Genomic DNA, 7,165 nt, shown 5'->3' with positions numbered 1-7,165 from the left:
GACTAAAGTCGCTACTACGAAAGCACTAACAACTAACAACCAACCACTAACCACTAACCATCAGGTCTACATTTCGTCTTCAATTTCGTCTCTAGAAATCGATTCGTAAGTAGGCCGAGAAGGCGATCGCCTCCCAAGAGCATCAGCCATCAAATCGACCTCTGCATCTCGCGAAGACCCATCTTCCGCAGTCTCTACCTTGTGAACGGCAATGTCCAAACACAAAGACTGCAACTCGCGCATTAGCACCTTAAAGGATTCCGGCGTACCAGGACGCGGTATCGCCTTACCCTTAACGATCGCATTCAAGGCTTCATTGCGTCCCTGCATATCATCGGACTTCACAGTTAAAAGTTCCTGCAAAGTATAAGCCGCGCCAAAGGCCTCCAGCGCCCATACTTCCATCTCTCCAAACCGTTGACCTCCTTGCTGAGCCTTACCACCCAAAGGTTGCTGAGTAACCAAAGAATAGGGCCCCGTAGACCGGGCGTGAATCTTATCATCAACCAAGTGAACGAGCTTGAGCATATAAGCCACGCCCACAGTAATCGGGCGATCGAAAGCCTCCCCAGTCCGTCCGTCAAAAACAGTAGATTTCCCTGGATGATTTTCATCAAAAATCCAACCCTTACCCGTTTTCTCCCGCGCTTCCCGTAACTTCCCGTGTACGCTTTCCCGCGATTTCTCAGCCCCGTGCATTTCATCAAAAGGCACGATCTTAAACCGCAAGCCCAAATTCTCACCCGCCCATCCCAACAGGCATTCAAAGATCTGGCCCACGTTCATCCGCGACGGTACGCCCAAAGGATTGAGGACGATATCTACGGGCCGGCCATCGGGCAAATAAGGCATATCTTCCTTCGGCAAAATCCGCGAGACGATACCTTTATTCCCGTGTCGCCCCGCCATCTTATCCCCCACTTGGATCTTGCGTTTCTGGGCCACGTACACCCGCACCACCATATTCGCCCCCGGTGGTAATTCATCCCCCTGTTCGCGCGTAAACACCCGCACGTCCACGACGCGCCCCTTCTCCCCGTTGGGAACTCGGAGAGAATTATCTCGGACATCGCGGGCCTTCTCCCCGAAAATTGCCCGCAATAATTTCTCCTCTGGCGGTTGGTCGCTTTCCCCCTTGGGCGTAACTTTCCCCACCAAAATATCGCTAGCTTCTACCCAGGCCCCCTTACGGATAATGCCTTGTTCGTCTAATTGACGCAGGGAATCTTCCCCTACATTCGGAATTTCGCGGGTAATTTCTTCAGGCCCCAGTTTAGTTTGTCGAGCTTCGATTTCATACTTCTCAATGTGAATGGAAGTATAAACATCCTCATAAACTAAGCGCTCGGAAATCAGCATCGCATCTTCATAGTTGTAGCCTTCCCAAGGCATATAAACTACTAAGATATTGTGACCTAGAGCTAACTCCGCCCCCTCCGTAGAAGAGCCATCCGCTAACACCTGCCCTGCTACGACAAAATCCCCTTCATAAATCAGCGGCCGCTGATTGAGACAAGTATCTTGGTTGGAACGCTGGTATTTCTGAAGTTCGTACTCGATAAAACCGGCATATTTGGCCTTAAAAGCATGGGGATTTTTCTGCCGCAAATCGCTGTAGTCGCGAATGCTAAAATGCACTTCTTCCTCAACGGCATTGGGCTTAATGCTCTTGACAATAATCCGAGTAGCGTCAATATAGACTACTTCCCCATCAAACTTAGAAACTACCACCATCCCCGAATCTCGCGCCGCTTGAGCTTCCAAACCCGTCCCCACTAAGGGGCGTTCTGGCAATAACAAAGGTACTGCTTGCCGCTGCATATTCGAGCCCATCAGCGCCCGGTTCGCGTCATCGTGTTCTAAGAAGGGAATCAGGGAAGTTGCCACAGAGACAATCTGCACGGGAGACACGGCCACATAGTCTACCTGCATGGGAGTCGTGGTTGTGAACTCCTGACGATAGCGCACGGGTACGGAATCCCCTTGAATGTTGCCTTCAGCATCAGTGCGAATATCACCGGGGGCAACGCGGAGGTCATCTTCCTCATCCGCAGTCATGTAAGCAGGGGCGCGATCGCGCAATATTCGCCCTTTTTCCACTGGATAAAACGGCGTTTCCAAAAATCCGTAGGGATTCACCCGCGCGTGAGTTGCCAAGGAACCAATCAAACCCGCATTGGGCCCTTCCGGGGTTTCAATCGGGCAAATCCGGCCGTAGTGGGAGGGGTGAATGTCTCGCACCGCAAAACCCGCTCTTTCCCTGGTCAAACCGCCGGGGCCCAAGGCTGAAAGTCGGCGTTTGTGGGTCAGTTCTGCCAGGGGATTAGTCTGATCCATGAACTGCGATAACTGAGAACTCCCGAAAAATTCCTTAATTGCCGCTACTAATGGTTTGGGATTCACCAGGGAAGCGGGAGTCAGGGATTCGGCATCGCTGACAGTCATCCGTTCCCGAATGATCCGCTCTAAGCGGTTAAGTCCCACCCGGACTTGGTTTTGCAACAGTTCGCCTACGGAACGGACGCGGCGATTGCCCAAGTGGTCGATATCATCCGTAGAGCCGATATCAAATTCCAGGTTAATCAGATAATCCACGCAAGAGAGAATATCCTGGGGAGTGAGCACGCGCATGGTGTCGGGAACGGAGAGGCGCAGCTTTTTGTTGAGCTTGTAACGTCCCACTTTTCCGAGGTCGTAGCGTTTCGGGTCAAAGAAACGGGAATGCAGCAATTGTTCTCCCCCGGCTACTGTCGGCGGTTCCCCCGGTCGCAGCTTGCGGTAGAGTTCCATTAAGGCTTCTTCTTCCCCAAACTGACCTTCTTTTTCAATGGTTTTCTGGAAGTATTCCGGGTGGCGCAGAGCATCGAGGATTTCACCGTCGGTCAGTCCCAGGGCCTTGAGCAAGACTTGGGCGGAGAGTTTGCGGGTTTTGTCGATTCGCACCCATACTAAATCGTTTTTATCCGTCTCAAATTTCAACCACGCGCCTCGGTTGGGGATGAGGGAGGCGTTGTAGCTGCGGCGGCCGTTTTTGTCTGTTTCCGATTTGTAGTAGACTCCGGGCGATCGCACGATTTGGTTGACTATGACTCGTTCTGCACCGTTGATGATGAAGGTACCGCGCTCTGTCATCAAGGGCAAATCCCCGATGAAGACTTCCATTTCTTTGATTTCGCCTGTTTCTTTGTTAATCAGGCGGGTGGGGACGTACATTTGGACGGCATAAGTGCTATCCCGACGCTTGGCTTCGTCTACGTCGTATTTGGGGCGCTTGAGTTTGAAGTCTTTGCCTAAGAAGTGGAGTTCTAGTTTTCCCGTGTAGTCGGTGATGGGCGAAAAGCTATCTAGTTCTTCGATTAGGCCCGATTCTAGAAACCAGCGGAATGATGCCCGCTGAATTTCGATCAGGTCAGGTAAGGTGAAGCTGGGTTGTGGTGTGTAAATCTGATTAGTCATTGGTTTCCTCAAACTGTGTGGCTCTTGCCTTTCTAAGAACGCCCTAACGGGACTCTTGTACTTGTCGTTTGTTGCTTATTGCTTTTTATGGAATATTTATATGTAGATTGTTGGGTAGCAGTTTCCCAGGCGCACCAATACCCAAAACTGACAGCAGATTTACTGTAGAGGGATTTTCTAGACAATATGCTCTGATGCGTTCTATTGCTCTGCCAGTTTTGGGGAAAGCCTTTCCCAAATTGACTACTAAAATTGATGACATTGGTGTGATTAAATCCCGCAAGCGGAACTCGCGATTTTTGATATTTTTGAAGATACAGTGCCAATTCATTACGATCGCGGTTTCCTCTCTTTAAATTATAGGACGCAATTGCGATACTAGCAGGCTGTAGACCTTTTGTTGTTGGGGAAGTCGCGCCATCGACAATTTCTAGATTAATGCCCGTTTTACTCAAGGGCTGATTGCCGATCCCCAATCCTATATTCTGGCACTATTTGTGCTCTGATAGGTCAAAGAGAGCGCAGGCATTTTGGGTAGTTTGCTGGCAGAGAGTTTCTAAGGACACTCCTCTTAATCTAGCAACTTCCTCGGCTACGTGGCGCACGTAGGCTGGTTCGTTGCGTTTGCCGCGATTGGGGGCGGGGGCGAGAAATGGGCAGTCGGTCTCGATCAGGAGGCGATCGCTGTTGACTCTGCGAGCTGATTCTTGAATTTGGACAGCTTTTTTAAAGGTGACAGTCCCGCTGAAGCTGATGTAGAAGCCCAGGTCTAAGAACCATTCGGTTTCTTCTGGGGTTCCCCCCCAGCAGTGCATCACACCTCGAACTGGCCCAGAAGTTTGCCAAAATTCCCGCAACATTTCTGCCATTGGCGCGGCTGCGTCACGACAATGGATGATGACGGGTTTATTGAGCTTTTGGGCGATCGCCAGTTGAGAGGTAAAGGCTTCTATCTGTTGCTGAGCGTTGCTGGCTTTATAAAAGTCCAACCCGGTTTCGCCGATCGCTACTACTCTAGAGTCTGAACTAGCCAGCTCTAAAATTTGTTCTGCTGTTGATTCCGTCCACTTAGAGGCATCTAGGGGATGGAGACCGACGGCAAAGGATACTTCCTCAAAGCGGTTGGCGATCGCCTGAATTCCGGCAAATTCTTCCGGCTCTACGCAAGAATGCACCAGACGGACTACTCCCGCTGCTCGCCACCGCTCTCGCACGGCTTCTAGATCGTCCTTAAACGTCTCAAAGTTGATGTGAACGTGAGTATCAATTAGCTGCACTATGTTTTTTAGGAGTATGTCAGAGTTATCAATTAAAAATTAAAAATAATTGAATTTTTAATTTTTAATTTTTAATTTTTAATTGACAACTGGGGTCTGCTTGCGTTTGAGAGCCTTAGCCAAGCGAGATTTTTTGCGATCGCCATTATTGCGGTGTAACACGCCGCGCTTTACAGCTTTATCGATTTTGCTGAAAGCCTCAGACATCCGCTGCTGTACTTGCTCCATTGATTCGGGAGTAGGAGCGGCGGCGTAGGTATCAACGGCTGCCAAATACTTCTTCATCAGAGTTTTGACAGCAGACTTGTAGGCTTTGTTTTCCAGTCGGTTGCGCTCGGCAATTTCGACTCGTTTGATGGCGGACTTAATATTGGGCATAGTCGGCAGTGATTTCTGGCTGGTATTGAATTAAAAATACAAAGTACCGGACAAACTAATATAACATCTATTCCCATTAAATCGCGATTCCCCAAAAAATCTAGGTTAAGCTATAACAAGGATTAAGGGTTAGCAGAAGAGCGGGGACGGAGGGCAGCAGGGGGGCAGAGAAGCAGAGGAGCAGAGGTGAAAAAATCTCCCCGCTCCCTCTCCCCCCGCCCCCTCCCCTCCGCGCCCCCTTCCCCCGCTCCCCCTCCCCCGCTCCCCCGCTCTTCTGGCGGGCAATTCCTACGGTAGGCATTCCTAATCTCCATGCTGCGAATCATAACTCAGTGGGTTGAAGCACAAGCTGAACTGCGACGAATCTGCGATCGCACCCACGACGACTTGGTTGTTCACAAAGAGGCAACGGTACGGGAAGTGCTCCAAGCCGTAAAGCGCAAAGGCGACAAGGCTCTGCTGCACTATACCGCTGAATTCGACCACCTTTCCCTAAATGTCGAAGACTTGCGGGTGAGCGGCTCCGAATTGGACGCGGCCTACCAGCAAGTATCCAAAGAATTATTAGATGCAATCCGCTTGGCTTGCGAACAGATTGAAGCTTTTCACCGACAGCGCATTCCTAAGTCATGGGTGCAGTTTGGGGAAGACGAGGTAGTTTTGGGCAAGCGCTACACGCCGGTAGACCGAGCTGGGCTTTACGTTCCTGGGGGACAGGCGGCTTATCCCAGTACGGTGCTGATGAATGCCGTGCCAGCTAAGGTGGCTAAGGTACCGCGTATTGTCATGTGTACTCCCCCAGGGCCGGAGAAAAAGATCGCTCCTGCGGTGCTCGTAGCGGCCCAGGAAGCCGGAATTGAGGAAATTTATCGGGTGGGAGGGGCACAGGCGATCGCAGCTTTGGCCTACGGTACAGATACTATCCCCAAGGTAGATTTAATCACCGGCCCCGGTAATATTTATGTAACGCTGGCAAAGAAGCTGGTCTATGGGACTGTAGGCATTGACACTTTGGCAGGGCCCTCAGAAGTGCTGATTATCGCAGACGGTTTGGCCAATCCCGTATATGTGGCAGCAGATATGTTGGCCCAAGCTGAACACGATTCAATGGCAGCGGCGATTTTACTGACCACAGACTCAGTATTGGCGAGAAAGGTGGTGGCGGAAGTAGAGCGTCAGTTGGCGGAACACCCGCGCCGGATATTGACCGAAAAGGCGATCGCCAACTACGGTTTAGTTGTAGTTGTAGATTCCCTAAAAGCTGCGGCAGAACTATCTAACGAATTCGCTCCCGAACACTTAGAACTCGAAGTAGTCGATCCTTGGGCTCTCCTCGACCAAATCCGCCACGCCGGAGCAATTTTCTTAGGTTGCTCCACGCCGGAAGCTGTGGGAGACTATTTAGCGGGGCCGAATCACACGCTGCCCACTTCGGGGGCCGCCCGTTACGCCTCACCGCTGGGAGTGGAAACCTTTATGAAACACTCCAGCTTGATTCAATACTCGCCGACGGCGCTGCAAAAAGTGGCTAAAACTATTAATGTTTTAGCTAAAGCAGAAGGTTTGCCTTCTCACGCTGACTCGGTGCGGCTGCGAACTGAAAATATCGGGGATGAGGAATTTTAGTGTTTAAGACTATTTTGGTGGCTCTTGACGGTTCGCAATCTATAGACCAGGTAATGGTAGCTGTGTACCAATTTCGGTTAGAACCAGAGACGAAAGTTATTCTCTCTCATGTGGTTTCTTCGGCGGGATCTGAGTTTGAATTGATTGCTGACAAGCCCCATCTCAATTCTGAGGAATTACCGTATCGACATATTGAAAAGCTGCTGCAATCTTATCAGGAGAAGTTACCTTGCCAGAGTGAGGTAGAGATTGTGGCCGGGGATGCGGCGGAAGAAATTGTGCGTTTGGCTAATATTTATAAGGCTGATTTGATTGTGATTGGGAGTCGCGGTTTAACGGGTTTGAAGCGAATTTTGGAGGGCTCGGTGAGCTCTCAGGTAGTAGCGGATGCTGCTTGTTCTGTGTTGGTAGTTAAGGCCGTTTGAGGG

6 protein-coding genes are annotated in these 7,165 nt (G+C 50.6%); 2 read left to right on the top strand and 4 right to left on the bottom strand.

Going from position 1 to position 7,165, the window contains the following annotated elements:
- Positions 1-66: 66 nt before the first annotated feature.
- From rpoB to rpsT, 4 genes are all read right to left on the bottom strand, one after another.
- Entirely contained in the window at positions 67-3,456 is a 3,390-nt protein-coding gene (rpoB, locus tag PN499_RS06800) for a DNA-directed RNA polymerase subunit beta (RefSeq protein WP_272030928.1), read from the bottom strand.
- Positions 3,457-3,541: 85 nt separating this feature from the next.
- Complete coding sequence (locus PN499_RS06795; RefSeq protein ID WP_272030926.1) at positions 3,542-3,787, bottom strand: hypothetical protein; 246 nt, start codon at positions 3,785-3,787, stop codon at positions 3,542-3,544.
- Between the two features lie 160 nt (positions 3,788-3,947).
- Complete coding sequence (locus tag PN499_RS06790; protein WP_272030924.1) at positions 3,948-4,733, bottom strand: TatD family hydrolase; 786 nt, start codon at positions 4,731-4,733, stop codon at positions 3,948-3,950.
- A 78-nt stretch (positions 4,734-4,811) separates the two neighbouring features.
- Complete coding sequence (rpsT, locus tag PN499_RS06785; protein ID WP_007355842.1) at positions 4,812-5,111, bottom strand: 30S ribosomal protein S20; 300 nt, start codon at positions 5,109-5,111, stop codon at positions 4,812-4,814.
- Positions 5,112-5,423: 312 nt separating this feature from the next.
- Between rpsT and hisD the strand changes: the two genes are divergently transcribed.
- Positions 5,424-6,737 carry a histidinol dehydrogenase gene (gene hisD / locus PN499_RS06780; RefSeq protein WP_272030923.1) on the top strand — a complete coding sequence of 438 codons (1,314 nt, stop codon included), beginning with the start codon at positions 5,424-5,426 and terminating at the stop codon, positions 6,735-6,737.
- A complete protein-coding gene (locus PN499_RS06775; RefSeq protein WP_272030922.1) occupies positions 6,737-7,162 on the top strand; it encodes a universal stress protein in 426 nt (141 codons plus the stop codon). The genes hisD and PN499_RS06775 overlap by 1 nt, the downstream gene beginning before the upstream one ends.
- Positions 7,163-7,165: the final 3 nt, after the last annotated feature.

Origin of the sequence: Kamptonema animale CS-326, assembly GCF_028330895.1 — a bacterium.
Classification (GTDB): Bacteria; Cyanobacteriota; Cyanobacteriia; order Cyanobacteriales; family Microcoleaceae; genus Kamptonema; species Kamptonema formosum.
The sequence above is the reverse complement of the archived record's forward strand: the minus strand, read 5'-3'. Positions and strand labels throughout refer to the sequence as shown.

Bases quoted from the DNA above. Each gene is read 5' to 3' on its own strand.
- rpoB (WP_272030928.1), bottom strand. From the start codon at position 3,456: ATGACTAATCAGATTTACACACCACAACCCAGCTTCACCTTACCTGAC.
- PN499_RS06795 (WP_272030926.1), bottom strand. From the start codon at position 3,787: ATGAATTGGCACTGTATCTTCAAAAATATCAAAAATCGCGAGTTCCGC.
- rpsT (WP_007355842.1), bottom strand. From the start codon at position 5,111: ATGCCCAATATTAAGTCCGCCATCAAACGAGTCGAAATTGCCGAGCGC.
- hisD (WP_272030923.1), top strand. From the start codon at position 5,424: ATGCTGCGAATCATAACTCAGTGGGTTGAAGCACAAGCTGAACTGCGA.